This is a genomic window from Verrucomicrobiota bacterium JB022, assembly GCA_030673845.1.
In the GTDB taxonomy this organism is placed as follows: Bacteria; Verrucomicrobiota; Verrucomicrobiia; order Opitutales; family Oceanipulchritudinaceae; genus WOUP01.
In genome coordinates this window covers 98,565-121,187 of the sequence record JAUTCQ010000020.1, presented here as the reverse complement: position 1 = coordinate 121,187, position 22,623 = coordinate 98,565, and the positions used below count along the sequence as shown (strand labels likewise).

Below are 22,623 nucleotides of genomic sequence, written 5' to 3'. Positions count from 1 at the left end.
AGTGCCACGACCAAAGTCGCCCGTCGCTCAGGCCTGCTCTGGCCCGCTCTGGTTGGCCGCCTCCTGCTGCGTGTGGAGGCGCTTCATGCCCCACCAGAGCAGGGCCGCTCCGATCACGATCAGCACGACGCTCACGGCGAGCATCGCAAACGAATAGAGAAACAGCAGCACCATGGCCGAGCCCGTCACGACGAGGATCAGCGAGGCGGCCAGGGCCAGAATTGCGGCAAGGGAAGGGCGGGAAGCGTCCATCACGAAGCTTGTTTACCGGGTTCATCCGGCCGATGCGAGCCGCCAACGAAGATTTTTACTTCGGCCTCCTGGCCACCCATCAGGCGCATCGCGTGCCGCAGGGCCAACGAGGTGGAGAGGGTGGGGTTGTGCGCATCATCGGCAAAGACGTTTTCCTGCCCGATGACGGCGAGCAGGCCGCTGTTGCGGAAGATGCGCATCGTCTCGTCGCGCGCTTCGCTGATCAACAGGCGGCGACTGGTCTCCTGCATGTAGCGCACCAGCTCTTCGAGGGCGAGCACGGCGGTGGCGTCGAGGTGGTGGGCGTTGCGCAGCTTCAGGATCACGATCTTCTGGTTCTGGCGCTCGCACACCCGGCGCATCTGGTCGCGGAACAGCTCGGCGGCGCCAAAGAACAGGTTGCCCTCCACGTGGACGATGGCGATCTCGGCTGTCGGCGCGCCGTCCTTGGGGGCAAAGCGGCTGGCCTCCTCCTCGCCGTATTCCATCAGCTCCGGCTGGGCGGCCTTGCGCAGGAAGAGCAGGATGCTGGTGGCGGTGCCGAGGATAATGGCGAAGTCGAGCCGCAGCATCAGGGCGGAGACGAGCGTCACGAGATACACGATCCGGTCGGACACGGTGGTCGACCACACCACGCGGATCACCTTGCGGTTGATGAGCGAGATCCCGATCGTAATGACGAGCACGCCCAGCACCGGCACCGGGATAAAGCCCGTCAACTGGCCGAGCGTCAGGGCGCCCACGAGGCAGATCAGCCCGCTGTAGATATTGGAAAAGCCCGTCTTGGCCCCGCTGCTGAAGTTGAGCTGCGAGCGCGTGAGCGAGCCCCCGGCGGGCATGCCCTGGTAGAGGCCGCAGACCACGTTGGCGAGGCCCAGCCCGAGGATCTCCTGGTTGGCATCGAGGCGCTGACCGCTCCGGGCGGCGAGCGTCTTGCCGATCGAGATCGACTCCAGCGCGATGAGGAAGGCCAGCGTGAGGGCTACCGTGGCAAAATCGGTCCAGTTGCCGCGGCTCAGGGGCGGCGAGATGACCCAGTTGTCCGGCTTGATCGCCGAGGCGTGGGCGACCGGGCCGTCGAGCAAGTCGAACACGTGCAGTGCCGTCATCCCCGCCGTAATGGCCGAGACTACAAACAGCACGAGCGCCACCACCGGCCACTTGGGCCGCCAGCGCGTCACCGTCAGGTAAATTACCAAAGTCAGGGCGCTGATCAGGACTGCGCTGATCTGGAAGGTGCCGAGGCTCAGCACGGTGTGCCAGACGAGCGTCAGGATGTTGGCCCCCGGTGGTGCCTCCAGCGTCAGCCCCAGGACTTTCGGGATCTGGTTGATGATGATGTAGACGGCGGCGGCGGAGATGTAGCCCGTTACGACCGAGCGCGAAACATACTGGATCAGGTTGGCCACCTGCAGGATGGCACCAAAAATCAGAAAGCTGCCCGTCATCAGCAGGACCAGCGGCAGGCCCAACGCCCGCTCCGCCTCGGTCGCGAGGCCGAGGGTGGGGAAGGTCGCCAGCACCATGGCGGCAGTGGCATTGGTCGGCCCCGGCGTGATGAAGCGCGAGCCCGAAAACCACGGCGCGACCAAGGCGGCCATAATCGAGCCGAAAATGCCATACTGGATCGGCAGACCTGCGATGGAGGCGTAGGCGATCCCCTGGGGAAAGGCCAGCAGGGCGGTGTTGAGGCCGGCCTGCATGTCTCCCTTCAGCTCAAACCGTTGATACTGCCGGGCGACGGAAGCCAGAGGCAGCGGCTGGAGGTGTTGGAGAAAGCGAATCAACATGGCGCAGGGCTAGCAAAAATCCCATAACTCGCGCGGCAATCTTTATTTTAGCGATTGCCGCCCGTAGGCATGGGGACTAGCTACCTTTATTTTTCGTCCGCCCCATGCCTATCTTAATCTACATTCTGGCCGTGCTGGCGGCGAATCTGACGGCCACTCTTTTTATCCCCTTCCCGCTGTTCGGGCAGGTCGCGGTCGGCACGCTCATTTTCGGCCTCACCTTTACGCAGCGCGACCGTATGCACGTCTACGGCCGCAAAGTCGTCTACGCCGTGATCGGCACAACGGCCCTGCTCACGCTCCTGCTGCTGGTATCCTTCAAATACCTCTGGGGCGCTCCGCTGATCGAGCTGTGCCTGCGCGGCGGCTCCGAGTGGCTGGCGGAAGGTTTCGGCTACCTGCGCGAGGGTGGAGTGCGCGTTTTTGCCGCCTCGGTGCTGGCGATCCTCATTGCCGAGAGCATGGACACGGAGGTCTACCACCGCCTGCGCGAGCGCAGCTGGATGGTGCGCGTGCTCGGCTCCAACGCGGTCAGCATCCCCGTCGACTCTGCCGTGTTCAACCTCGTGGCCTTCGCGGGCATCTTCGGCTGGAAGATGCTCGCAGCAGTGATCTTCGGCGAGATCGTGACCAAGACCATCGTCGGCACCCTCTACGCCTTCATCCGCCCCCGCAGCGAAGACAAAGGCGGCGCCAGCTTCAAGTCGCTGCCGGTGGTGTAGAGGTAATGACGGGAGCCGGTGTGACTTGTTCGCTCCTGTTCATGGGGCGAGACAAGGCATGCTTCGCTTTAAAAGCGAAGCATGATGCCTCCGCCATAACCCTTAATGGTGCTTGCGTTGACGGTCAGCTCCAGGTTTTGAGTAACGGCAAAAGCTGCGAATGCTCCCACGCCCGCATGTGTTTTGTCTTCTTCCTCTGAAAGGTAGTAGCCTTCCGTGAATCTGCCGTCTTGGTACTTACCGTAAGTGGTTTCCCACGCTACGGAAGCTTCAGCGCCGATACGGAGACGGTTCAAGACTGGGTAGGCATACCCAAGGTCGAAGCCCCAAACCGATTCGGTTTCTCCTATTTTCGTGCGACCGTAGTTGCTCGTCCCAGCTTCCCGCTTTTCGGCCGTTGACCAGTTTTTGCCGAAAGCTCCTATCATCCATCCGTTCACATCAAAAGTGCAGACGAAGAGATCTTCGCTTCCGTAGGATACTCCAATCCCGAGCCGTCTTTCTGTGGCGTCGGATGTTTGCGCCATTAGAGGCGAGACAAATGTTAAAGAGATGGGCAGAAAACAGAGACAGGCAGATAGCTTATTCATACATAGAATAGTTAAAGTTGGCGTGGCCACGCTTAGCCTGCTACCGTATAATGTCAACTGGTAATGAGTGTTTGTATGACCGTATTATGGGGGTATTGGGTCATAGCGGTTGTTTTGGGGCTGGCACAAAAAAAGCGCGGAGGTGAGAGCCTCCGCGCGAAAAAGGAAAAAGGTGGGCTGGCAAGCGCCTTATTCGTCGTCGGTGTAGCGACGGCGGGGGACGCGGATGCGCACGCCATCATCTTCACCACCGCCGGAGGAGGGGCGGGTCGGGTAGCCACGGCGCGGACGGTCGTCGCCGCCGCGATCCCAGCTGCCACCGCTACGCTCGCCACGGGGTGCGCCACGGTCGTAACCGCCGCCACCACCGCTGCGCTCGCCACGGTCGAAACCGCGATCGCCGCCACGGTCCCAGCCGCCACGTTCGCCACCGCCACGAGGGGCGTCGCTACGCGGACGGAAGCCGCCGCCGCCACCGCCACGGGGGCCGTCGTTGAAGGGACGACGCGGGCGATCGCCACCACCGCCACGGGGGCCGCGGGGAGCGCCGCCGCCGAGGTCTTCCTTCGGCACAGCAGGGTTGGCTTTCAGGGGGCGACCGGCAAATTCAGCCCCATCGAGAGCCTTGAGGGCAGTTTGAGCATCCTCTTCATTGGTATACGTGACAAAGCAGAAGCCACGGGGGCGACCGGTTTCACGATCTAACGGATAAAAGAAGTCCTCGATTTCGCCGAACTGACCGAGGTACGCTTTGATTTCTTCCACTGGAGCGTCCCAATTGACGTTCCCAACAAACAACTTCATACTCATCTAACTCTGTCCCTGACTAATAGGTCTGGATCAAGTCGTTTCCGCGCACCGGATTTCAAACCGCCCCTGAAGCTCCTTCAACCGGCAGTTTCCGCCCTTGACCTTGCACCTGGATTCAACGGAGGCAATCATGCGTGAGTCGAGCCTGCTGTCAATCCAGACTGATGGGTTTTCGCGGGGGGAGGGGCCGGTATTTTTCACCATCCTGCGCGCCGTTTCCGGGCCGACGCTTGACAGGTAACACGCGATCCCGCTTAATACTCGCTTTCCCAACCCGTCACCGTCGTGAAAGTGGGCCTTCCGCCCGCTTTTTTTGTCCCTGATGGGGTCTATCTGATACACACACCGATGAGCCAAGAGATACTTTCCGTCCTCGAATACATGGAGAAAGAGAAGGGGATCCCGCGTGAGGAAATGATCGCGGCGATCTCCAATGCTATCCGCAGCGCGGCCTCCAAGGGCGTGAATGCCGGCCAGGAACTCAAGATCGAGATCAACCCGCGCACCGGGGGTCTCAAGGCCTGGGCGATCATGGAAGTAGTCGATTCGGTGAGTGATACCAGCCGGGAGATCCACATCGAAAAAGCGCGCGCGCTCAACCCCAATGCCGACGTCGGTCTCTTCATCGAGAAGGAGATGGACCCGGAGCAGTTGGGCCGCATTGCCGCGCAGACCGCGCGCCAGACGATCATGCAGCGCCTTCGCCAATTCGAGAAGGAGCGCATTTACGACGACTATAAAGACATGGTGGGCGACATCGTGACGGGGATCGTCCGCCGCCGCGAACGAGGCAACCTGATCGTCGACATGGGCAAGGCCGAAGCCATCCTGCCGCCACGCGAACGCGTGCGGGGGGAAGACTACGCCCCCGGCGAACGCATCCGCTGCCTCCTCGCGAGCATCGAAGCCACCAACCGTGGCCCCGAGTTGATCCTCAGCCGCGCCAGCCCCAAGTTTGTGCGCCGCCTCTTCGAGCTTGAGGTGACGGAAATCGCCGACGGCACCGTCGTCATCGAATCCATCGCCCGCGAGCCCGGCTACCGCACCAAGATCGCCGTGCGCAGCAACGACGACAAGGTCGACCCCGTCGGCGCCTGCGTCGGCGCCCGCGGCGCCCGCGTCAAGAGCATCGTGCGTGAGCTCGGCGGCGAAAAGATCGACATCATCAAGTGGGATGCCGACCCGGTGCGCTTCCTCGAAGAAGCGATCAAGCCCGCCCGCCCGAAAAACGTGCGCCTTGACGAAGCCCACAGTCGCATCTACTTTGAAGTGTCGGAAGAAGACCTTTCCATCGCGATCGGTCGCCACGGCCAGAACGCCCGACTGACCCACCGCCTCCTCGGCTGGAAGCTCGACATCGCGAAGGAAGAACATCGCGAAGCCGGCTTCGACGACAAGCTGGAGGCCGGTATCGCCCGCTGGACGCAACTGCCCAACATCAACCGCGATGTGGCGATCTTCCTCGTCCAGAACGGCTTCACCTCGCCCGAAGCCTTCGAAGGCGTCGAAGCGGACGACCTCGAAGAACTCGGCTTTACGACGGAAGACGCCGAGGCGCTGGTGCAAATCGTCTCCGACTACCGCAACAGCGCGGGTGCCTAAGCGCATCCGCCCATTGACTGAAACGCAGAGCTGACCTTTTATAATTAATACATGGCTGTTCGGATATACGAGCTTTCCAAAGACATCGGTATGGACAATGCCGAACTCATTAACCTGCTTAAAAAGCGCGGGTACCAAGTGAAGAGTGCCTCCAGCACGATCGACAACATTTCGGCCGAAAGCCTGCGAAGCGAATTTGGCAACGCAGGCGCTGCGTCTGGTGACGCGTCCTCCGATTCCGAGAACGACGGCTCTTCCGACCAACCGCAAAGCGTAGCACCCAAGCTGCCCGCCGGCGCCGTCGTCCGCTCGAAGGAAGACATCGAGCGCGAGCGCGCCGAACGCGAAGCACAGGAGCAGAGCAACAAGGCGCCCCGCGTGGTCGTGCCGCCGCGCCCGGCTCCCGCCGGGAACGCCCCGGTAGTCAAGGCCCCGCCGCCCCTGCCGAAGCGCCCGCCGGTCACCGCCCGCCCGACGCCTCCGCCGCCCGCCGCGCAAGGCAATGCCCCGCGCGCCGTGGTGCCCCCGCGCCCGGCCCCCGCATCCCCCGTGTTGCGGAGTGACCTGCCGCCGGCCGAAAAGCCGCGCCAGCCGGAGGCTCGCAAGCCCGAAGCCCCGGTGGTCAAGGCCCCGGAAACCGCCAAGGCGCCCGAGCCCGTGGCACCCCCCGCCAACCGACCGGCCCCCGTTTCCCCGCCGCCCGCCCGCCCGCAGGCCCCGGAAAACCGCAGCGCGCCCGCCCCGATGGCTCCGCCGCGCCCGGCCCCGCAACAGGGTGGGGGTGGCAATGCCCCCAAGGCGATGACGCCGCCCCGCCCGGGTGGCCCGCAGCGCATGGCCCCGCCGCCGATGCAACCGCCTCGCCCGGCCGCCACCAACGCGCCCAAGTCTTTGACGCCGCCCCCGGCGGTGCCGCCGCAAGGCCAACCCGCCGCCGAAAAGCCCGCTGGCCGCGAGCTGCGCAAGCTGCAGGTCAAGACCCCCATCGTCGTCCGCGACTTCGCCGTCCTGATTGGCAAGAAGCCCTTCCAGCTTATTTCCGAGCTGATGGAGCTGGGCATCTTCGCCTCCATGAACACGGCGATCGAGGAAGAGGTGGCGACCAAGATCGCTCGCAGCCACGGCTTTGAGCTCGACATCAAGCACCGCGGCGAAGCGCAACCCCAGCAACCCGTCAAGGCCAAGAAAACAGAAGCCGAGAAGGAAGAGCTGGAGCCCCGCGCCCCCGTCGTCTGTATCCTTGGTCACGTCGACCACGGCAAGACGACGCTGCTCGACACCATTCGCAAGACCAACGTGGTCAAGGGCGAAGCCGGTGGCATCACGCAGCACGTCGGTGCCTATCAGGTGGAGCACAACGGCAAGAAGATCACCTTTATCGACACCCCGGGCCACGCCGCGTTCTCCAACATGCGTGCCCGTGGTGCCAATGTGACGGACATCGCGGTGCTCGTGGTGGCCGCAGACGACGGCTTCATGCCGCAGACGGACGAGGCTCTCGGCCACGCCCGCAAGGCCGGAGTGCCCGTCGTCGTGGCGATCAACAAGGTCGACGCCCCGGGCTCCAAGCCCGACCGCGTGCGCCAGCAGCTGATGCAGCGCGACTTGACGCCGGAAGAGCTGGGTGGTGAAACCCTCACCGCCGAAGTCTCCGCCCTCAAGGGCCTCGGCATCGAAGGTCTGCTCGACTCCATCCTCCTGCAGGCCGAAGTGACTGAAGGCATCGAAGCCCGCGTCAAGGGCAACGCCGAAGCCGTGGTCATCGAAGCCCAGAAGGAGCTTGGCCGTGGTTCGACTGCCAGCGTCATCGTGACGGCTGGCACGCTCAAGCCGGGTGCCGCTCTCGTGTGTGGCGAAAACTATTGCCGCGTCCGTCAGCTGATGGACGACAAGGGCAACCAGATCAAGTCGGCTACCCCGGGCACCCCGGTCAAGATCACCGGCTGGTCCGGCCCGCCCGATGCCGGCGACACCTGCTACGAGGTCAAGAACGAGCGCGAAGCGAAGACCATCGCGTCCGACAACGAGCGCGAGCGCAAGCAGCTCGAAGCCTCGCAGAAGGACGAAGGTCGCGCCAGCGTCGAAGACCTCTTTGCCGCTATCGCCCGCACGCAGAAGAAGACCTTCAAGTGCATCGTCAAGGCCGACGTGTATGGCACCGCCGAAGCGCTTTCCGCTGCGTTGCTCTCGATCAAGAGCGACAAGATCGACATCGACGTCATCGACATGGGCGTGGGCGACATCACCAAGAACGATGTCGTGCTCGCCGACACTGCCGACGGCGCCTCGCTCGTCTCCTTCAACGTGGGCATGGAAAACGGCGTCCAGGCCGTGGCCAAGCACCACAACATCCATATCATCCGCCACAACATCATCTACGAGTTGATCGACCAGGTGAAAGCCGCCATGGCCGACCTGCTCGACCCCGAGTTCCGCGAGAACAAGATCGGTGCGGCCGAAGTCCGCGCGACCTTCCCGCTGGGCAAGGGCCAGGTGGCAGGCTGCATGGTCACCGAAGGCAGCATCAAGCGCGACCACCTCGCACGCCTCTTCCGCAAGGGCAACCAGATCTCCGAAGCGAAGATCCAGACGCTCAAGCGCTTCAAGGACGACGTCAACGAGGTCCGTGCCGGCTACGAATGTGGTTTGCAGCTGCGTGATCAGGATGCCTACGAAATGGGCGACATCATCGAGTGCTACGAGATCCTCAAAATCAAGCCGGCGCTCTAGGGCGCTGGTGTCTCCACCCAACTCGAGACCAGACCTATGTCACAGCGGCAGATCCGCGTTAACGAGCTGCTCAAGCGCGAGATCAGCATGATCCTGCACACGCGCTTTCGCTCCCGGGCCACGACCATCACCATCCTGGATGTGGACGTGGCCCCCAACTTGCGCACGGCGAAGGTGTTCTACTCCGTCTTTGGCGACGAGTCGGCGCAGCGCGATGCAGACCACTTCTTCACCCGTAATCACGTCGAAATCCGGCACTACATGGGCAAGACCATCACGCTCAAGTACCTGCCGCACCTCGACTTTGTTTACGATCCCTCTCAGGAGCGGGGCGCCGAAATCAACGCCCTGCTCGACGAGATGGGCTACTCGGGCGAGCTCAAGTATGAGCCCGAGCCTGAGCCTGCGGATGAAGACGAAGACGTGGGTGACGAGGAAGGCGACGACGACTTCGACAGCGATGAAGCTTACGAAGACGCCGACGACGATGCCTCTGATTACGACGACGAAGAAGATGATGACGACTTCGACGACGATGAGGATTACGAGGATGAGGAGGACGATTACGAGGACGAAGAGGATGACGATGAAGACGAGGAACGCCGCTCGTAGGGTGCATCCTCGTTAGGATTGGCAGACGCATTGCTCACGGCTGTAGTATGAAAGCAGCCGTTTTTCACCGCCCTGGGAAGATCGTCTACGAAGACGTGCCCGATCCGAAGATCCTCGACCCGCAAGACGCCATCATCCGCGTCACGGCTACGGCCATTTGCGGGTCCGACCTCCACATCTACGACGGCTATCTGCCGCAGCTCAAAAACATGGTGCCCGGCCACGAGTTTATGGGCATCGTGGAAGAGGTAGGCCGCGAAGTCAAAACGCTGCGCAAGGGAGACCGCGTCGTCGTGCCATTCCCTATCGCCTGCGGGTGCTGCTTCTTTTGCCAGCACGAATTGCCCGGCCACTGCGAGCATTCCAACGACAACTACGGCCCCGAAGGCGGCCTGTTGCACCAGAAGGGTGGGGCGCTCTTTGGCTACACCGGCATGTATGGCGGCTACGATGGCGGCCAAGCCGAATACGTGCGCGTACCCTATGCCGATTTTGGCCCCCGCAAGGTCAGCCCGGCGCTGACCGACGAACAGGTCCTTTTTCTGACGGACATTTTCCCGACTGGGTATACGGGGATCGACTGGGCCAACGTGCAGGGTGGGGAGACCGTCGCCGTCTTCGGCTGTGGCCCCGTTGGCCTCATGGCTCAAAAAGTGGCCTGGCTACGAGGGGCCAAGCGCGTGATCGGCATCGACAAGGAGCAATACCGACTCGATATGGCGAAGCGCACTGCCAAGAGCGAGACGATCAACTACAAGGAGGCCGATCCGGTCGAAGTCATTCGGGAGATGACGGAAGGACGTGGGGCCGATGTTTGCGTCGACGCCGTGGGGATGGAGGCCGAACGCAGCACACTCGACAAGCTCGGAAACATTGTGCACCTGCAAGTCGGCACGATCAACGCGCTCAGGAGCTGCTTCAGCGCCGTGCGCCGTGGCGGCACGGTCAGCATTCTTGGCGTTTATGGGATGTCTTACGACAACTTCCCGATCGGCCAGATTTTTGACAAGGGCCTGAAGATCGCGGCCGGTCAAGCCCCGGTACACAAATACATCGACCACCTCTGCCATCTCGTCGAGGAGGGCAAGATCGTGCTCGACGACATCATCACCCACCGCCTGCCGCTCTCGGAGATCAGCCACGGCTACGATATCTTCAAGAAAAAGCAGGACAACTGTGTGAAGGTTGTCCTGACCCCGTAAAACGAATGGACCGGCGGCCAATCAAGCCGCCGGCTTTTTAGTGCTGGTGCATGCGTGCCGCCAGCTGCTCTTCGTGTCGCTTCGACCAGACGCCCGGCTGTGGGCCGCGCACCTCCTTGCCAGTGCGAATTGGCGTGTGGGTGGGCGTGGCAGCCGGCAAGACACGGGAGATGAGCCCGTTGGCCGTCTGCGCCATTTCAGGAAACAGTTCGAAACCGGCTCCCGTCATGCGCCACTGCCAAGGGAAGGTCACTTCCGCCCGTCCGGCACGGCAGGCCTCGATCAAGCGTCGCGCCGCCAAATCCGCAGAGACGGTGACGCCTGGTGCGGTCGCGGCAGCCGTAAAGACACGGGCTTCTGCCTCCGCCTTGCCGCCAAAGAGGGCGGCGCGGTGAGAGCCTGTGCGCAGCAGCCCCGGGCAAGCCAGCGTTACACGAATTTGGGTTGGGCGCAGCTCTGCCGCCAGGGCACGGGCGAAGCCGGCCAGCGCGTGCTTGCTGGCAGAATAGGGGGCCATATGCGGAATGCCGATCTTGCCCCCGATGGAGCTGACATACAGGATGCGCGCCTCCCGTTGGCGGTGCATGATCGGAAGAGCGGCCAGGGTCGTGTGCAGCGCCCCGTAAAAATGGGTGCGCATGGATGCCTCGAAATCCTCACGACGCAGATTGTCCACCGGCGCGCAGAGGATCCGGCCCGCGTTGTGGATCAGCACGTCGATCCGGCCAAGGTCGGCATCGATGGCATGCATGGTGTGCTCGACTTCCTCGGCGCTGCCGACGTCGCACGGGTAGCACCGCACGGCGCCCCCGAGGGCTCGTAGCTCATGCGCTGCGGTCAGCAATTCATCCGAATCGCGCGCCAGTAGGGCCAGCACGGCCCCTTCTTCGGCCAGTTGACGCGCCAGTTCGAGGCCAAGACCGCGCGAGCCGCCGGTCAAGACCACCACACGGTCGGCAAATGAATAACGGGGCCGGCGCTGATGCCACCAGACGGTGGCTGCACCCAGGCCGAGGGCACCAAGGGCTAGGGTATGGGAGGGTTTCATGGGAGTAGGCCTTGTTGCCAGCCGGAACGATGCCACTCGGCTTATCCTGGGGTGATCCCGGTAAAGAAGCGGCTGCGCGCGCCTTTACGCTCTGGCAGGCACTGCAAAACGACGCCCTTGGCCGCTGTTGTGCACGGCTATTCGTCCGCTCCGGGAGCGTCGGATTGGGGCAGCTTAAGGGCTCCGGCTAAAGTGGCCCAGTCGACACCCAGCTCTTCCGCCACTGCCTTCAGTTCGTCCATGATGTGCGCGAGCTGTGTCTCCAGCTCCTGCAGTTCCATCGCTTTTTCAAAAAGAGCGTTTTCGCTTTCTTCGATGAAGGCCTCGCGCTCGGCCATGATGTCGGAGTCGCCCGCGCTGGTGGCCTCGGCCAGGGCGGCTTGCGTGGCCAGTTGCAACGCCTCTTCCAGCTCCTGGTTGCGGCGTTCGACGCTGTGGAGTTGTCGCTGCAGCTCTTGCAGGCGCCCCTGATCGGCGCCGGGCGGGCGCTGCTGTTCGAGGCGCCGCTGCCACTGTTGCTCGCGTGCGGCCAGCAGCATGCGGTCTTCTTCCAGTTCGCGCTGGTGCTCGGCGACGATATATTCGCGCTGCCTCAGCTCACGCTCGCGCTGGGCGAGGTCATCCGGGTCGGGCAGATCGCCTTCGGCTGCGGGCAAATCTTCTCCCCTGCGGTAGCGCCAACGGCGGGCAGCTTCGCGGGTGCGCCGGATGATAGCGTCGATCGTCGGTGGCGTGCCTGGCCCAGGCGGTGGAGCCGCCGGGATATGCGCGATATCTCCCGGCTTGATGGTATCGCCGGGGCGCGTTTCGAGAATGGGGCGAAAAAGGATCCTACCTTTTGGCTCGGAAGCCATAATAAGCCATTATCGGCCAAAAAGGCGGGCGAAAAAGCCCTTCTTGCGCGCTTTTCCGCTTCCGGCTTCGCCCGTCATGATCCGAGCGACCCCCATGGCCACGATTTCGAGCTGCGGGTCGTTGAGCACCATAAAGTAGCGCTCCTGCCGCGAGCCACCCTCCTTGAGGACGGTCAGCACATCCAGCGATTCCTTCTCGAAGAAGGCAAAGAGCTTGTGCTTCTGGGTGTTGAAGCGCTCGTCGAGGGCAGTCACTTCTTCCTGGCTCAGCTCGCGCAACTGCTTTTGCTCGGCGGTCGGCTTGCCACCAAAGCGCTGCAGCATGTAGACAAACTGCTCGGGGCTGAGGGAGCGGGCGATATGGCCGAACGCTTCCGGCAGGTGCAGCCCGGGGAAGCCGGGGCGATTGGGCAGATACTTGGCGATCTCCTTCTCGTCCTGGCTGGTAAAGCCGTTGAGCATGGTGCGGAAGTCTCCGCCCACCACGACGTTTTGCGCCATGTTTTGGGCAAAGAGCAGGAAGTCGCCGATGGTCTTGATGTCTTCGTCCTGACAGAACTTGCGCGTTTCGGCGGAAATGTTGCAGAGATCGACGGGGTATTCGCGCGGGATCTCGAGGTCTTTCAGCACTTTGAGCGGCTTGTCGTCGTGGCGCGAAGACGAATCGACCTGCTCGGCCATTTCGCCGAAGGGGTCGTCAAAGGCCATCGTCTCCTCAAAAATGTCCATCATCAGCCGCACCCGCTTGGGGTGTTCGGCGATCCCCGGGAGCATCAGCAGCTCGTCCAGCGTCAGCGGCAGGTATTTGAGCGGCACCTCGTCGCGCCCCTTGAGGGGCCAGACGCGGTCGACGTTCGAGGCCAGCTTGGCCATTTCGGTTCCCACCATCATCGAGCTCTTGAAGCGCTCGCGGACGGAATCCCACTCCTGTTTGGTCACACCGCTGGGGCTGTTTTCCATAATGAAAGGAATCGGCTGCTAGGGCAGGGGGTTAAAGGGCGGAAGAGGTCGTGCCGTGGCGCATGATCTGGCGCGCCAAGGCTTTGTAATCGCTCAACACCCCGTCGGTACCCGGCGACTGGCCGACGGAGACGACGGGGAGGCCCAAGGTTACCGCGCGCCGCACCACGACTGCATCGCGGATCGAGGCTCCGAAGATCTTCGCGTTGGCCGAGACCTTCTTCTGGTTGCGGAACTGGTTGAGGCGGAACTGCATGCGCATCTTCGGTACCTCGATGTCCATGTTGGCCTTGATGCCGTTGAACAGGATGCCCTGGATCTGCGCCGGCTTGCCCATGCCGCTACGGCGGAAGCTGGCCGAGCGCTCGTTGAACTGCAACAGCTTGCCCGTCAGCAACGTAAAGCCGATCAGGCTCAGCGCGTCGGGGTTGGACGGCACATACACCTCGTTGGAGGCAAAGAGGCCGCACTGCGAGGCGCGCAACACGTTGGGCGGGCAGTCGAAAAAGATAAAGTCGTAGTCGTTTTCGACCTCCGCGAGCTGCTCCTGGAACTTCACGTAGGGCGGGCGACCGTCCTTGGGCTGATACTCGTGCTCGACGTCGATCAGGTTGAAGCTGGTCGGCAGCAGGTCGAGGCCCGGGAGGATCTGGTTGCCGGAGCGGTCGATCACCACGTCCTTGACGATGATGTCCTTGATCCGCTCCTGAGCGGGCTCGAAGATCGAAAAGACGGATCCCTGCCCGTTGAGGTTGAGCTTGTTCCAACGCTCCAGCCTCATCAGCCAGATACTTGCGTTGGACTGGGTGTCCAAGTCCACCAGCAGAGTGCGCTTGCCCATTTCGGCGAGACAGGCAGCGACGTTGACAATGCAGGAGGTCTTTCCGACCCCACCTTTATAGTTAATGAAGCTGATCTTGCGAGGAGCCATGGATAAGCACGCGACGAGTAAGTGTTCAGCGCAGTCTGACGGCCGGAGTTTGTTTGATCAACAGAATAACAAGCCGAAGATGAAACCCGGTTTTTATTTCGGCAAACAACACCGTTTCGGCAATGTTTTTTTTGCCGTAATCATTGATTATCATACCTTGAGACGAGAAGCTTGACTCTGGCCAAACCCTCCCAAATCCTTGGCGCACTTATGGTCGGAGTCGGAAAACTGATGAAGCAGGCTGCCAAGATGCAGCAACAACTGCAAACCCTGCAAGATGAAATGGCGCAGACCGTGATCGAGGTCTCCGGCGGCGGCGGCGCGGTCAACATCAAGATCACGCTCCAGCAGGAGATCAAGGCGATCCAGCTCGATCCCGAGTTCCTGAAGGAAGACCGCCAGCTGATCGAAGAAACGCTCACCGAGGCCGTGCGCGAAGCCGTCAACCGCAGCAAGGCCCAGAGCGAAGAAAAGATGAGCGCCATCACCTCCGGCTTCAGCCTGCCGGGCATGTTCTAGCCCCGGCGCATGACGCCGAGCTTCGACAGAGTCCAGCAACTGCTCAAGCGACTGCCAGGCCTCGGCCATCGCTCGGCCGAGCGCGTGGCCCTGCACCTGCTCGTCGAGCGCCCGCAAGACCTGCCCTCGCTACTCGCAGCCCTGCAGGAGGCGAGCGAAACGATCCAACGCTGCACCGAGTGTGGCAACCTGGCGGAAGAGCCGCTCTGCCCCATTTGCCAGAACCCGCAGCGCGATGCCCACCTGCTCTGCATCGTCGAGCACGTGCCCGATTTGATGGCGATCGAGCGCAGCTCCGCCTATCGGGGCCGCTACCACGTGCTCTACGGCAAGCTCTCGCCCCTCCACCAGGTTGGCCCGGAAAACCTGAACCTGCACCATCTCGCCGAGCGCATCCAGCGCGACCAGGTAGAGGAAGTCGTCCTCGCCCTCGGCAACGACGTGGAAGGCGAGGCCACCTGCCATTACCTGCAGGAAGAGATCCTCGACCCGGCGGGCGTGAAGGTGACGCGAATTGGCTTCGGCCTGCCCAGTGGGGGAGGGGTCACGATGGCCGATGCTTCTACCCTCCGCAGCGCCCTCGAAAGTCGACGCCGCTACGAGTAAGATCACTCAAGCGCAGAAGGGAAGCTGGCCATCATTCTCAACACTTTCCCGCTTGCCAAACCAGCCTTCACTCCCCACGCTGCCCTCTTTGTCCCACCGCATCACTGCGGGCGTCGTATAAAGGCTAATACGTGGGCTTCCCAAGCCTGAAATGAGGGTTCGATTCCCTCCGCCCGCACCATACCTATGCCCCGTGACAGGGCGTGACGAGCGAGGATAAACCTTGTCATCCTCAACGGGTTGCGAAATGGGGTGATGTCTACTTGGATGTGCCGATCCCTTATCTGCGCTTCCGCTCTTCGATCACCAAAAATAAGAAGGAAGTGAAGCTCCCGATCGACAGCGAGACGCTCTCCATTCTGCGTCAAATTAGGCCAAAGGAGGCCTTGTCTTCCGATCACGTTCTTCGCTACCGCATTCCAAACTCCACTCGGCTACAAAAGGACCTGCAGGCGGTGGGAGTGGTCTACCGGATGCTTGAAGGCGACTTGGATTTCCACGCGCTACGGCATACTTACATCACGGGGCTTATGGCTCAAGGGGTGCCCACGCAAATGGTGCAGTTTCTGGCCCGGCACGAAGACGCCAATCTTTCGGCCAATCGCTATACCGACGTGTCTCAATTACCCTCGGCCGCAACGGTGCAAAAGCTCGTTCCGCTGGGCGCAAGCTGCACCGATATATGCACCGATTTCACAGACTTTTGTGGTCTTTCGCTGTCATCGGCTGGCAATCGGGTTCTCTCGGGTCGAGAAGCGCAAGCCGCTGAAACTGACACGCTTAGTCACAAATTGACGGTGCATGTCGCTGACCATCAGCAGGATGGAATGGTAGCAGGAGCCGGGATCGAACCGGCGACCTAAGGCTTATGAGTCCTTCGCTCTAACCAACTGAGCTATCCTGCCGCCAGAAAAACTAGAGATAAAGACAGGTTTTCAGGGCTTGGCAAGTGTAAAGGAAAAAAAATGCATTAATTGAGACACGTGGCTCAATTTTCGGCTTGCGGAGTCTCAAAAAGGGGCTTTTATTGAGACTAAGTTTTTCAAAAAGGACGATTATCATGGGCAAAAGTTTGTTTCAGAAAGTCTGGGAGGCGCATACGGTGCGCCGTCTGTCCAACGGGCAGACCCAGTTGCTGATCGGGACCCACCTCATCCACGAGGTGACGAGCCCGCAGGCGTTTGGTATGCTGCGCGACCGCGGCCTGACGGTGAAATACCCGCACCGCACCTTCGCGACGGTAGACCACATCGTGCCGACCAATGAAGCGGTCGAGCCTTACTCCGACTCGCTCGCGCAGGCCATGATCGAAGAGCTGCGCAAGAACTGCGAGCAATACAACGTTACTTTCTTCGATACGCACACGGGCAAGCAAGGCATCGTGCACATCGTGGGGCCGGAGCAGGGCATCACCCAGCCGGGCACCACCATCGCGTGCGGCGACAGCCACACCTCCACCCACGGTGCGTTTGGCGCCATTGCGTTCGGTATCGGCACGAGCCAGGTGCGCGACGTGCTGGCCACGCAGACGATGGCCCTCAGCCCGCTGAAGGTCCGTCGCATCAATGTGGACGGCAAGCTCGCCCCGGGCGTCTACGCCAAGGACGTGATCCTGCACATCATTCGCGTGCTCGGCACCAAGGGCGGCACGGGCTTTGCCTACGAATACGCCGGTGAAGTGTTCGACAACTTCACGATGGAAGAGCGCATGACCGTGTGCAACATGTCCATCGAAGGCGGCGCGCGCGTCGGCTACGTCAACCCCGACGAAACGACCTTCGAATACCTCAAGGGCCGTCCCTACTCGCCGAAGGGTGCTGCCTGGGATGCCGCCGTCGAGCGCTGGAAGTCCTTCGCGAGCGACGCCGACTGCGAATACGACGACGTGGTCAACATCCGCGCCGAAGACATCGCGCCGACCGTCACCTGGGGCATCAATCCCAGCCAGGGCGTCTTCATCGACGAGAACATCCCCGCCGTGGCCGAAGGCAAGACGCAGAGCGAGCGCGAGAGCATCGCCGAAGCGCTCGAGCACATGAAGTTCGAAGGCGGTTCGCCGATCAAGGGCAAGAAGATCGACGTGGCCTTCCTCGGCTCCTGCACCAACGGCCGCCTGAGTGACCTCAAGGAAGTCGCCAAGTACATCCAGGGCCACAAGGTGCACCCCAGCGTCAAGGCCATCTGCGTGCCGGGCAGCCAAGTCGTGGCCCAGCTCGCGATCGAGCTCGGGCTCGACAAGATCTTCCGCGAAGCCGGCTTCGAATGGCGCGGCGCAGGCTGCTCCATGTGCCTTGCGATGAACCCCGACAAGCTCGTGGGCGACCAGCTCAGCGCCAGCTCCAGCAACCGTAACTTCAAGGGCCGCCAAGGCTCTGTGACCGGTCGCACGCTGTTGATGAGCCCGATCATGGTCGCCGCCGCCGCCATCACCGGCGAAGTCAGCGATGCCCGCGAAGTCTTCGGCCTGCTGCCCGAGCCCGTCGGCGCATAAGGCAAGAGACTCCTAATCTATGAACAGGAGTTAAAAAGAGTGAAAAGGAGTTGTTTCTGCAGAAGACAACGATGCACACAAAGAAGCGTTACCGCATCCGACATAAACCACTTTTCTCCTGTCTCTCCTCTTTTTAACTCCTTTTAACTCCTGTTCAAATCCATCTCTTATCCCTTTATTTCCATGGCCTTACCCAAGATCACCCAGATCGCCGGCCGCGCGGTTTACGTGCCCGGTGACGATATCGACACCGACCGCATCATCCCTGCGCGCTTCATGAAGTGCGTCACGTTCGACGGCCTCGGCGAATACGTCTTCTACGACGTGCGCAAGAACGAGGACGGCACCGATCGCGTGCACCCGCTCAACGACCCGAAGTTCGCCGGCGCCACCATCCTCGTCAGCGGTAACAACTTCGGCTGCGGCTCCTCCCGCGAGCACGCGCCCCAAGCCATCTACCGCGCCGGTTTTCGCGCCGTCATTGCCGAGAGCTACGCCGAGATCTTCTTCGGCAACAGCACCCAGCTCGGTATGCCCTGCGTGTCCGCCAACCACGACGACATCCAGACGCTCGTGCGTGCGCTCCAGGCCGACCCGGAGTTGACGATCAACATCAACCTCGAAGAGCAGCGCATCAACTTCGGCGACCTGTCGATCCCCTGCGAGATCCGCGAGACCAACCGCCAGGCCCTCGTCGGCGGCTTCTGGGACCCGATCCAGGACCTGATCAACGGCGAAGAGCAAGTCGAGGCAGTCGCCAACGGCCTGCCCTACATCGCCGAAACGGCTGGCCGCTAAAGCGCCCGAACAACTTCAATTCCTTACACGACGCAGTCACCCGACCGCGTCGTTTTTTATGTAGCTCCTCATCCGCGTGAATTTGCGTTCATCTGCGGCTTAAGTCTACCTCACCCCTCCACTGGCAGGCGCACGGTAAAGGTTGCGCCTTGGCCTTCTTCGCTGGTGGCGACGATTTGGCCCTGGTGCTTATCGACAATCGTTTTTGCAATCGCGAGCCCCAGCCCGGTATGGCCCGACGTGCCGGTGCGGGCCTTGTCGGCCCGGTAAAAGCGGTCGAAGATGTGCGGCAGGTCGTCTGCGGGGATGCCGGGGCCGTCATCGCGCACGGTCAGGACCGCATGGGCGCCCTCGCGCTGGGTCGACACCTCGACGCGACCGCCTTCCCGGTGGTGCTGGATGGCGTTGGCCACGAGGTTGCTGATCAGGATCGAGAGCGCGGCGGGGTCGGCGAGGCAGGGCGCGGCCTGCAGCCTGGGCTCGATCGTTACTTGGCGGGCCTCGGCTAGTGGCCGGTGCTGGCGCACCACGTCCCCCGCCAGCTTGGCCAAGTCGCAGGCTTCGCGGTGCGGTTCGGCGTTTTCCTGGCGGGAGAGCAGGAGCAGCGCCTGGATCAGGTTGCGCATGCGCGTGGCACTCTCGTGGCAGGTGTGCAGGGCGTCCTGGTATTCCTCTGCCGTGCGCTCGCGCTTGAGGATGCGTTCGGTCTCGGTCAGCAGGATCGTGACAGGGGTGCGCAGCTCGTGCGAGGCATCCGCCGTGAAGCGGCGTTGTCGCTCGAACGTGGCGTCCAGCTGGGCAAAGGTCTGGTTGAGCACACGGGCGAGTTGGTGCAGCTCGCTGCCGCCGGAGACGTCGATGCGTTCGGCCAGATTGCCGTCGGCAATGCGCGTCGCCGTCTCGCTGATCGTGGCGATGGGCTTCAATGCGCGCCCGGCCAGCCACCAACCGCCCAGCAGCCCTACGATCCAGACGCCTGCGCCGCTCAGGGCCAGCGACACGCCCAGGCGGTGCATGTCGTCGATCTCGGGAGCCATGTCGCGCCCCACGATGCTACTGACGCCGCGCGGGTTGTTGCGCGCCATCTCGCGGTGCGCGTCGACTGTGCGCATGTCGTCCTCATATTCGCCCGCTTCGCCGACCGGCAGCGGGTCGAGCTGGGCGGGGAGGTTGGGGGACTGCAGGAGCACGCTGCCGTCGGTGTCGTAGAGCACAAAGTAGGCATAGCCGGGCTCCGTACCCTGAAAGCGCGTCCACACCTCGTCCGGCAGCGTTACAGTGCCTGCGCGCAGGTGCTCCAGCAGCACCGACTGGGCGACCGGCGTATCCTCGTCGGCACCCTCGGGCTTGACTGCTTCGAACAGCGGGTGAAAGAGGCTGCGCTCGTGGTCGAACACCGCCCGCACGACCCGTCGCGACTGGTGGTTCCACGCCAGTTGATACGACATGTAGCAAAAGCCGGCGATCACGACCAGCAACAGCAGGCCATGCCATGCCTGCAGGCGCCAACGGATGGAGTTGAAAGGATGCTTCACGGGATGGAGTAGCCGTGGCCGCGGCGGGTGGCGATCAAGTCGTGCCCCAGCTTCTTGCGCAGGTTGGAGACGTGCACATCCAACAGGTTGGAGAGGCTGTCGTCGTCTTCGTCAAAGAGGTGTTCGTAAAGCTCGGCCCGGCTTACGACCTGCCCACGATGCAGCGCCAGGTATTCGAGCAGGCTGTATTCGCGCGCGGTCAGGAGGACGTCTTGCCCGGCTTGTTCCACGCGCTTGGCGGCGGTATCGAGCTTCAGGTCGCCAATCGTCACCACGGGGTGCACTTGCCCAATCGAGCGGCGGATGAGTGCTCGAAGACGGGCCAGCAACTCCTCCAGTTCGAAAGGCTTGGGCAGGTAATCGTCGGCCCCCTGGTCAAGGCCGCGCACGCGGTCGGGCGTCGCGTCGAGGGCCGTCAACATCAGCACCGGCGTGAGGTTCTCCGGGCGCAGGCGGGCCAGCACGCCCCAGCCATCGAGCCGAGGCATCAACACGTCGAGGATGATGGCGTTGTAGGCCGTCTCCTGCGCCTTGTAGAGCCCCTCCTCGCCGTCGGCGGCCGTATCGACGGCGTAGTTTTCCTCCCGCAGGCTGGCGGCAAGGCTGCGGAGCAGGGCGGGGTCGTCTTCGATTACCAGCAGGCGCATGGCAGGCTATTCGTGGCGCAAGGCTTCGATCGGGTCCAGCTTGGCCGCCCGCCGCGCGGGGGCAAAGCCGAAGAGCACTCCAATCCCCGCCGAGAAGGCAAACGCGATCAAGTTGATGTTCATGTTAAAGATGAACGGCACCTGGATCAGACCGGAGAGCCAACTACACAAGCCCAGCGCGATGGCAAGGCCCACGAGCCCGCCAATACACGAGAGCGTGATGGCCTCCACCAGAAACTGCAGCAACACCTCGTGTGCGGTCGCCCCGATGGCGAGGCGGATGCCGATCTCACGCGTCCGCTCCGTCACGCTGACGAGCATGATGTTCATGATGCCGATGCCGCCGACCAGCAGACTCACGCCTGCCACGGTTGCCAGCAGCATCGTCATGGTCTTGGTCGAAGCACTGAGGGTGTCGGCGATCTGCCGGGTATCGAAGACGTTGAAATTGTTGCCCTGGTTGGGCTGCAGGTTACGCCGTTGCCGCATCAGCGAGTTGATCTCGTAGATCAGCTTGTCGCTATTGGTGCCGTCGGCGGCCGAAATGCTGATCATGTTGACGTCGTTGGAGGTCAAGCGTCCCGTCAGGCGCTGCTGTACGGTGGTGATCGGCATGATCAGGTTGTCGTCCTGGTCGCCCATGCCCACCTGACCTTTGGCCTTGAGCAGGCCGATGATCTGAATGGAGGTATTGCCCACCCGGATCTTCTGGCCGATGGGGTTGACCTCGCCAAACAGCTCCTTGCGCACGGTATCGCCGATCACGCCGACCGGTTCGCCCGCCTGCACCTCCGCATCCGTAAAAAAGCGGCCCTCGGCGATATCCCACTTGTTGATGAAGAAATAGTCGGTCGTCGAGCCGTTGACGGAGGTCGTGCGGGCGTTTTCGAGGAAGATGGTGCTGAACGAGCCGCTGCGGATGGGCGCCGCGGCGACCACGCCCGGTATCTCCCGCTTGATGGCGACGGCGTCTTCCATTGTAAAGCGGGGCGTGCCCGGGCCAGCCCGCCAGCCCATGCCGGGCCGGAGGACCAGCAGATTACTGCCGAGGCTGGAGATCTGCGTCTTGACCGATTCGGTGGCGCCATCGCCCAGCGTGACCATCGTCACCACGGCGGCGACGCCGATGATGATGCCGAGCACGGTGAGGAAGGCGCGGGTGAGGTTGCGGCGGATTTCCCGCAGAGCGATTTGAAAGGCGTTCCAGATCATGGGACAAGGGCCTGGTGGGTGTTATACACGTCGGAGTCGATCAGACCGTCGCGGAAGCGCACGACCCGTTTGGCGTATTCGGCCACCTCGTCTTCGTGCGTCACCATCAGCACGGTGATACCGCGCTCGGTGTTGAGCCGGGTCAGCAGCTCCATGATCTCGACCGTCGTGGTCGAGTCGAGGTTGCCCGTCGGCTCGTCAGCAAAGAGGGTGATCGGGTTGGTGACGATGGCGCGGGCAATGGCGACACGCTGCTGCTGGCCACCCGACATCTCAGCCGGGGTATTCTTCAGCTTGGTCGCGAGGCCGACGGAAGTCAGCGCCTCGATGGCGGCCGCGTGGCGATCCTTGCGCGACATGCCACGGTAGAGCAGGGGCAGCTCGACGTTTTCCAGCGCACTGGTGCGGGCGAGCAGGTTGAAGCCCTGGAAGACGAAGCCGAGGGCGTGGCGGCGCAAAAGCGAGCGCTGGTCGGTCGTCAACTCGTGCACCTTGATGTCTTCGTAGCGGTAAGAGCCGCTGGTCGGCGTATCGAGGCAGCCCAGGATGTTCATCAAGGTCGACTTGCCGGAGCCGCTTGGGCCCATCACCGCGACGAATTCCCCACGGTTGATCGTCAAGTCGATCCCGCGCAGCGCCTGGAACGCGGCGTTGCCCTTGCCGTAGGTCTTGGTGAGACCGTTCAGGCGGATAAGTGGTTCGGGCTCCATGA

The 22,623-nt window shown here is 62.4% G+C and carries 23 protein-coding genes and 2 tRNA genes; 12 read left to right on the top strand and 13 right to left on the bottom strand.

The window, feature by feature from the left end:
• Positions 1-27: 27 nt before the first annotated feature.
• Both Q7P63_15955 and Q7P63_15950 read right to left on the bottom strand, forming a co-directional pair.
• Positions 28-252, bottom strand: a complete 225-nt coding sequence (locus tag Q7P63_15955; GenBank protein MDP0501587.1) for a hypothetical protein — start codon at positions 250-252, stop codon at positions 28-30.
• On the bottom strand, positions 252-2,042 hold the full coding sequence (locus tag Q7P63_15950; GenBank protein ID MDP0501586.1) for a SulP family inorganic anion transporter: 1,791 nt from the start codon (positions 2,040-2,042) through the stop codon (positions 252-254). Before Q7P63_15950 ends, Q7P63_15955 begins: the two co-directional genes overlap by 1 nt.
• A 104-nt stretch (positions 2,043-2,146) precedes the next feature.
• On the opposite strand from Q7P63_15950, the gene Q7P63_15945 reads away from it, so the two are divergent.
• Positions 2,147-2,764, top strand: a complete 618-nt coding sequence (locus Q7P63_15945; protein ID MDP0501585.1) for a queuosine precursor transporter — start codon at positions 2,147-2,149, stop codon at positions 2,762-2,764.
• A gap of 68 nt (positions 2,765-2,832) precedes the next feature.
• Here Q7P63_15945 and Q7P63_15940 read toward each other — a convergent pair whose 3' ends face one another.
• Positions 2,833-3,354 carry a hypothetical protein gene (locus tag Q7P63_15940; protein MDP0501584.1) on the bottom strand — a complete coding sequence of 174 codons (522 nt, stop codon included), beginning with the start codon at positions 3,352-3,354 and terminating at the stop codon, positions 2,833-2,835.
• A gap of 189 nt (positions 3,355-3,543) precedes the next feature.
• On the bottom strand, positions 3,544-4,158 hold the full coding sequence (locus tag Q7P63_15935; GenBank protein ID MDP0501583.1) for an RNA-binding protein: 615 nt from the start codon (positions 4,156-4,158) through the stop codon (positions 3,544-3,546).
• Positions 4,159-4,512: 354 nt separating this feature from the next.
• Between Q7P63_15935 and nusA the strand changes: the two genes are divergently transcribed.
• The 4 genes from nusA to Q7P63_15915 are packed head-to-tail and all read left to right on the top strand — an operon-like array spanning position 4,513 to position 10,310.
• Positions 4,513-5,766 carry a transcription termination factor NusA gene (gene nusA, locus Q7P63_15930; GenBank protein MDP0501582.1) on the top strand — a complete coding sequence of 418 codons (1,254 nt, stop codon included), beginning with the start codon at positions 4,513-4,515 and terminating at the stop codon, positions 5,764-5,766.
• Between the two features lie 51 nt (positions 5,767-5,817).
• A complete protein-coding gene (infB, locus tag Q7P63_15925) occupies positions 5,818-8,496 on the top strand; it encodes a translation initiation factor IF-2 (protein MDP0501581.1) in 2,679 nt (892 codons plus the stop codon).
• A gap of 36 nt (positions 8,497-8,532) precedes the next feature.
• Positions 8,533-9,108, top strand: coding sequence for a ribosome-binding factor A (locus Q7P63_15920; GenBank protein ID MDP0501580.1), 576 nt, complete (start codon positions 8,533-8,535; stop codon positions 9,106-9,108).
• Positions 9,109-9,155: 47 nt separating this feature from the next.
• Complete coding sequence (locus Q7P63_15915; protein ID MDP0501579.1) at positions 9,156-10,310, top strand: zinc-dependent alcohol dehydrogenase; 1,155 nt, start codon at positions 9,156-9,158, stop codon at positions 10,308-10,310.
• A gap of 37 nt (positions 10,311-10,347) precedes the next feature.
• Here Q7P63_15915 and Q7P63_15910 read toward each other — a convergent pair whose 3' ends face one another.
• The 4 genes from Q7P63_15910 to Q7P63_15895 form a co-directional block, all read right to left on the bottom strand.
• A complete protein-coding gene (locus Q7P63_15910; protein ID MDP0501578.1) occupies positions 10,348-11,358 on the bottom strand; it encodes an SDR family oxidoreductase in 1,011 nt (336 codons plus the stop codon).
• 137 nt (positions 11,359-11,495) lie between these two features.
• Entirely contained in the window at positions 11,496-12,212 is a 717-nt protein-coding gene (locus Q7P63_15905) for a hypothetical protein (GenBank protein MDP0501577.1), read from the bottom strand.
• Between the two features lie 9 nt (positions 12,213-12,221).
• Positions 12,222-13,172 carry a hypothetical protein gene (locus Q7P63_15900; GenBank protein ID MDP0501576.1) on the bottom strand — a complete coding sequence of 317 codons (951 nt, stop codon included), beginning with the start codon at positions 13,170-13,172 and terminating at the stop codon, positions 12,222-12,224.
• 31 nt (positions 13,173-13,203) lie between these two features.
• Positions 13,204-14,103 carry an AAA family ATPase gene (locus Q7P63_15895; GenBank protein ID MDP0501575.1) on the bottom strand — a complete coding sequence of 300 codons (900 nt, stop codon included), beginning with the start codon at positions 14,101-14,103 and terminating at the stop codon, positions 13,204-13,206.
• On the opposite strand from Q7P63_15895, the gene Q7P63_15890 reads away from it, so the two are divergent.
• The 5 genes from Q7P63_15890 to Q7P63_15870 all read left to right on the top strand — a co-directional run bounded on the left by Q7P63_15890 (position 14,078) and on the right by Q7P63_15870 (position 16,091).
• Positions 14,078-14,278, top strand: a complete 201-nt coding sequence (locus Q7P63_15890; GenBank protein MDP0501574.1) for a hypothetical protein — start codon at positions 14,078-14,080, stop codon at positions 14,276-14,278. The two genes, Q7P63_15895 and Q7P63_15890, sit on opposite strands and share 26 nt — an antisense overlap.
• A gap of 35 nt (positions 14,279-14,313) precedes the next feature.
• Positions 14,314-14,622: a YbaB/EbfC family nucleoid-associated protein gene (locus tag Q7P63_15885; protein ID MDP0501573.1), complete on the top strand. Its 309-nt coding sequence runs from the start codon at positions 14,314-14,316 to the stop codon at positions 14,620-14,622.
• Between the two features lie 9 nt (positions 14,623-14,631).
• Entirely contained in the window at positions 14,632-15,228 is a 597-nt protein-coding gene (gene recR / locus Q7P63_15880) for a recombination mediator RecR (protein MDP0501572.1), read from the top strand.
• 106 nt (positions 15,229-15,334) lie between these two features.
• Positions 15,335-15,409: transfer RNA gene (locus Q7P63_15875), tRNA-Gly, on the top strand.
• 22 nt (positions 15,410-15,431) lie between these two features.
• Positions 15,432-16,091, top strand: a complete 660-nt coding sequence (locus tag Q7P63_15870; GenBank protein MDP0501571.1) for a site-specific integrase — start codon at positions 15,432-15,434, stop codon at positions 16,089-16,091.
• On the opposite strand, the gene Q7P63_15865 is transcribed toward Q7P63_15870, so the two are convergent.
• Positions 16,057-16,133: transfer RNA gene (locus tag Q7P63_15865), tRNA-Met, on the bottom strand. The genes Q7P63_15870 and Q7P63_15865 overlap by 35 nt on opposite strands.
• 155 nt (positions 16,134-16,288) lie before the next feature.
• Between Q7P63_15865 and leuC the strand changes: the two genes are divergently transcribed.
• Both leuC and leuD read left to right on the top strand, forming a co-directional pair.
• Positions 16,289-17,719: a 3-isopropylmalate dehydratase large subunit gene (gene leuC / locus Q7P63_15860; GenBank protein ID MDP0501570.1), complete on the top strand. Its 1,431-nt coding sequence runs from the start codon at positions 16,289-16,291 to the stop codon at positions 17,717-17,719.
• Between the two features lie 183 nt (positions 17,720-17,902).
• On the top strand, positions 17,903-18,517 hold the full coding sequence (gene leuD / locus Q7P63_15855; GenBank protein MDP0501569.1) for a 3-isopropylmalate dehydratase small subunit: 615 nt from the start codon (positions 17,903-17,905) through the stop codon (positions 18,515-18,517).
• Positions 18,518-18,627: 110 nt separating this feature from the next.
• Here leuD and Q7P63_15850 read toward each other — a convergent pair whose 3' ends face one another.
• The 4 genes from Q7P63_15850 to Q7P63_15835 are packed head-to-tail and all read right to left on the bottom strand — an operon-like array spanning position 18,628 to position 22,621.
• Positions 18,628-20,052 (bottom strand): ATP-binding protein, encoded by a 1,425-nt coding sequence (locus tag Q7P63_15850; protein MDP0501568.1) that lies wholly within the window; start codon positions 20,050-20,052, stop codon positions 18,628-18,630.
• Positions 20,049-20,699: a response regulator transcription factor gene (locus Q7P63_15845; GenBank protein ID MDP0501567.1), complete on the bottom strand. Its 651-nt coding sequence runs from the start codon at positions 20,697-20,699 to the stop codon at positions 20,049-20,051. The genes Q7P63_15850 and Q7P63_15845 overlap by 4 nt, the downstream gene beginning before the upstream one ends.
• Positions 20,700-20,705: 6 nt before the next feature.
• The gene (locus Q7P63_15840) at positions 20,706-21,911 is read right to left on the bottom strand and encodes an ABC transporter permease (protein MDP0501566.1); all 1,206 of its coding nucleotides are present in this window, start codon (positions 21,909-21,911) and stop codon (positions 20,706-20,708) included.
• Positions 21,908-22,621: an ABC transporter ATP-binding protein gene (locus Q7P63_15835; GenBank protein ID MDP0501565.1), complete on the bottom strand. Its 714-nt coding sequence runs from the start codon at positions 22,619-22,621 to the stop codon at positions 21,908-21,910. The genes Q7P63_15840 and Q7P63_15835 overlap by 4 nt, the downstream gene beginning before the upstream one ends.
• Positions 22,622-22,623: the final 2 nt, after the last annotated feature.

What these genes read in the sequence shown, in the direction of transcription:
- leuC (MDP0501570.1), top strand. Translation starts at nt 16,289, where the DNA reads ATGGGCAAAAGTTTGTTTCAGAAAGTCTGGGAGGCGCATACGGTGCGC.
- infB (MDP0501581.1), top strand. Translation starts at nt 5,818, where the DNA reads ATGGCTGTTCGGATATACGAGCTTTCCAAAGACATCGGTATGGACAAT.
- Q7P63_15905 (MDP0501577.1), bottom strand. Translation starts at nt 12,212, where the DNA reads ATGGCTTCCGAGCCAAAAGGTAGGATCCTTTTTCGCCCCATTCTCGAA.
- Q7P63_15940 (MDP0501584.1), bottom strand. Translation starts at nt 3,354, where the DNA reads ATGAATAAGCTATCTGCCTGTCTCTGTTTTCTGCCCATCTCTTTAACA.
- Q7P63_15920 (MDP0501580.1), top strand. Translation starts at nt 8,533, where the DNA reads ATGTCACAGCGGCAGATCCGCGTTAACGAGCTGCTCAAGCGCGAGATC.
- recR (MDP0501572.1), top strand. Translation starts at nt 14,632, where the DNA reads ATGACGCCGAGCTTCGACAGAGTCCAGCAACTGCTCAAGCGACTGCCA.
- Q7P63_15955 (MDP0501587.1), bottom strand. Translation starts at nt 252, where the DNA reads ATGGACGCTTCCCGCCCTTCCCTTGCCGCAATTCTGGCCCTGGCCGCC.
- Q7P63_15895 (MDP0501575.1), bottom strand. Translation starts at nt 14,103, where the DNA reads ATGGCTCCTCGCAAGATCAGCTTCATTAACTATAAAGGTGGGGTCGGA.
- Q7P63_15915 (MDP0501579.1), top strand. Translation starts at nt 9,156, where the DNA reads ATGAAAGCAGCCGTTTTTCACCGCCCTGGGAAGATCGTCTACGAAGAC.
- Q7P63_15945 (MDP0501585.1), top strand. Translation starts at nt 2,147, where the DNA reads ATGCCTATCTTAATCTACATTCTGGCCGTGCTGGCGGCGAATCTGACG.
- Q7P63_15910 (MDP0501578.1), bottom strand. Translation starts at nt 11,358, where the DNA reads ATGAAACCCTCCCATACCCTAGCCCTTGGTGCCCTCGGCCTGGGTGCA.
- Q7P63_15935 (MDP0501583.1), bottom strand. Translation starts at nt 4,158, where the DNA reads ATGAAGTTGTTTGTTGGGAACGTCAATTGGGACGCTCCAGTGGAAGAA.
- Q7P63_15845 (MDP0501567.1), bottom strand. Translation starts at nt 20,699, where the DNA reads ATGCGCCTGCTGGTAATCGAAGACGACCCCGCCCTGCTCCGCAGCCTT.
- leuD (MDP0501569.1), top strand. Translation starts at nt 17,903, where the DNA reads ATGGCCTTACCCAAGATCACCCAGATCGCCGGCCGCGCGGTTTACGTG.
- nusA (MDP0501582.1), top strand. Translation starts at nt 4,513, where the DNA reads ATGAGCCAAGAGATACTTTCCGTCCTCGAATACATGGAGAAAGAGAAG.
- Q7P63_15885 (MDP0501573.1), top strand. Translation starts at nt 14,314, where the DNA reads ATGGTCGGAGTCGGAAAACTGATGAAGCAGGCTGCCAAGATGCAGCAA.
- Q7P63_15950 (MDP0501586.1), bottom strand. Translation starts at nt 2,042, where the DNA reads ATGTTGATTCGCTTTCTCCAACACCTCCAGCCGCTGCCTCTGGCTTCC.
- Q7P63_15890 (MDP0501574.1), top strand. Translation starts at nt 14,078, where the DNA reads ATGAAGCTGATCTTGCGAGGAGCCATGGATAAGCACGCGACGAGTAAG.
- Q7P63_15900 (MDP0501576.1), bottom strand. Translation starts at nt 13,172, where the DNA reads ATGGAAAACAGCCCCAGCGGTGTGACCAAACAGGAGTGGGATTCCGTC.
- Q7P63_15835 (MDP0501565.1), bottom strand. Translation starts at nt 22,621, where the DNA reads ATGGAGCCCGAACCACTTATCCGCCTGAACGGTCTCACCAAGACCTAC.
- Q7P63_15840 (MDP0501566.1), bottom strand. Translation starts at nt 21,911, where the DNA reads ATGATCTGGAACGCCTTTCAAATCGCTCTGCGGGAAATCCGCCGCAAC.